The following is a 2240-nucleotide window of genomic DNA, read 5'->3' on the forward strand; positions in this document are numbered from 1 at the left end:
GCTCTTCCGATCTTGTTCATGAGCTCAAAAACATGGTGAGAAAATGTTTTAATGAATGGCGATGGAAAAAATTCCAAAGGAAATACTGCTAAAATGTAGGCACAAATCACGACGCTGGTCGAAAATATATAAATGATATCCCAGCGCCGTCGACCCTGGTGGTGATGGTGATGATCGTGCTCGCAGTGAATGTGATCGAGATCGGACATGTTGAAAGCTTACCCGGTTCCGCAAGGAGAATCGACAACTTCTGCCTTACTCGATGAGTTAAATCCTAGGCCTTACCCCTAAACACTTCTCCTCTTGATTGATTTTGCGCCGGTTCTTATTTATGCTGCACGTAAATCTCAAAACCAAAGGATGGAAACATGTCCGAGCAACGCTTTGCTGTCACCGACTTTACCGACGATGAAAACGCCTTTCGCCAAGCCATTCGCGAATTCGCCGAGAGCGAAATTAAGCCATTGGTCCACGAGATGGATAAAAATCAACAGATGGATTCTAAATTAATCCCACAACTTTTTGATATGGGATTAATGGGAATCGAAACTCCCGAACAGTACGGCGGAGCCGGTGGAAGTTTTACGATGGCTTGTATTGCGGTGGAAGAGATCGCTCGCGTGGATGGGTCTGTGAGCGTTTTAGTCGACGTTCAAAATACACTTGTAACAAACATTTTTCTCCGTTGGGCCAACGACGCTCAAAAAGCAAAGTATCTTCCTCAGTTGGCACAAAAGTCGGTCGGCGCCTATGCGCTTTCGGAAAGCGGCAGTGGTTCAGATGCATTTGCTCTTAAACTCCGGGCCGAAGACAAAGGCGATAAGTATGTTCTTAACGGACACAAACTTTGGATTACGAATGGTAAAGAAGCCGATGTCTTTATCGCCTTTGCAACGATAGATCCGAGCAAAGGCTATAAAGGGATTACCGCTTTTATCGTTGAAAAATCGATGAAGGGATTCACGGTCGGTAAAAAAGAAGACAAAGTGGGAATTCGCGCGAGCTCCACTTGCGAATTGCTGTTTGAAAACTGCGAAGTGCCTAAAGAAAATATTCTGGGAGAAGTGGGCAAAGGTTATAAGATCGCCATCGAAACTCTCAACGAAGGCCGAATCGGTATTGGCGCCCAGATGTTGGGAATTGCACAAGGGTCTTACGACGCTGCCAAATCTTACATTCAAAGCCGTGAACAGTTTGGAAAATCCATTGCCAGCAATCAAGGCGTGCAGTTTCAACTGGCCGAGATGCGCACTCAATTGGAAGCGACACGACTCCTTGTCTACAACGCGGCTCGCTTGAAAGATTCTGGAAAACCTTTCATTCAAGAAGCGGCCATTGCAAAGCTGTATTCTTCTCGAGCAGCAGAGAAGATTGCATCTCAAGCCATCGATCTGTTCGGTGGGAATGGGTTCACGTCTGAGTATCCTGCGGAAAAATACTGGAGAGATGCAAAGATTGGACAAATTTACGAAGGAACAACCAACATGCAATTACAAACCATTGCAAAGATCGAGTTGTCGTAAGTGGACAAGCCCACGTCTAAGCCCAGAAAGCACTTTAAAATGAAGCCTGCGGACATTAAACCGCTGGCTCCCGGGCGCGGCAGCTGCTGCGCTTCGGAGTCCATTACCGTCGAAAATTTGCCCATTCTTTTTATGTATCGCGAAGAGCCCCTCACCGACAAAGACAGCGGCTGGGTGTTCATGTCCGGAATGGAAACCGACGAGCAACTCCAATCTCCTGACAGCCTCGGAGTGTTTGACGTCAACACGCTGGCTAATTACGACCCGACCATCGTTCCCTATTTAGATTGCCCGATTGGCTCCTCATTTTCTCGCGCTTCCGAATTTGAACCCTTCGAAGAAGACGACTTCGACGACGACTTCGAAGATGCCGATGAGTAAACCTCTGCCTTAAAACGGAAACATCTGGTAGCGAAGCGCTCTCGTCACCTTTTTCACTTTACCGTGGTTGCCGACGGTGATGACGCGAAGAGTGTTGGTCTTTACGCCCTTTCGTACGGGCATTCCCAAAGTGCAGACGATACGATCGCCCTCTTTCACAATCCCATGGGAGACGAGAACGTTTTCGATTTCTGTCATCACCTCTTCCGTGCTATCGAATTTTTTGATTTGTAATGTTTGAACACCCCAACACAATTCTAGGCCCCGTAGCGTATCGACTTTATCTGTGACCGCCAGCAAGTACGCCTGCGGTCGAAATCGCGAGATGAGTCGCGC

4 protein-coding genes are annotated in these 2240 nt (G+C 47.5%); 2 read left to right on the forward strand and 2 right to left on the reverse strand.

All coding sequences use genetic code 11. From position 1 onward, the window contains the following. Positions 1 to 209 (reverse strand): hypothetical protein (locus tag K2Q26_14975; protein ID MBY0316821.1); only part of this gene is annotated, 209 nt, incomplete at its 3' end. A 159-nt stretch (positions 210 to 368) separates the two neighbouring features. Here K2Q26_14975 and K2Q26_14980 point away from each other — a divergent pair. Together K2Q26_14980 and K2Q26_14985 are read left to right on the forward strand one after the other, a co-directional pair. Then, on the forward strand, positions 369 to 1523 hold the full coding sequence (locus K2Q26_14980; GenBank protein MBY0316822.1) for an acyl-CoA dehydrogenase: 1155 nt from the start codon (positions 369 to 371) through the stop codon (positions 1521 to 1523). Then, positions 1524 to 1904, forward strand: a complete 381-nt coding sequence (locus K2Q26_14985; GenBank protein ID MBY0316823.1) for a DUF2185 domain-containing protein — start codon at positions 1524 to 1526, stop codon at positions 1902 to 1904. 9 nt (positions 1905 to 1913) lie between these two features. On the opposite strand, the gene K2Q26_14990 is transcribed toward K2Q26_14985, so the two are convergent. Beyond that, positions 1914 to 2240: hypothetical protein (locus K2Q26_14990; protein ID MBY0316824.1), on the reverse strand; the 327-nt coding region annotated here is incomplete at its 5' end.

The organism is Bdellovibrionales bacterium (genome assembly GCA_019750295.1).
GTDB lineage: Bacteria > Bdellovibrionota > Bdellovibrionia > Bdellovibrionales > JAGQZY01 > JAIEOS01.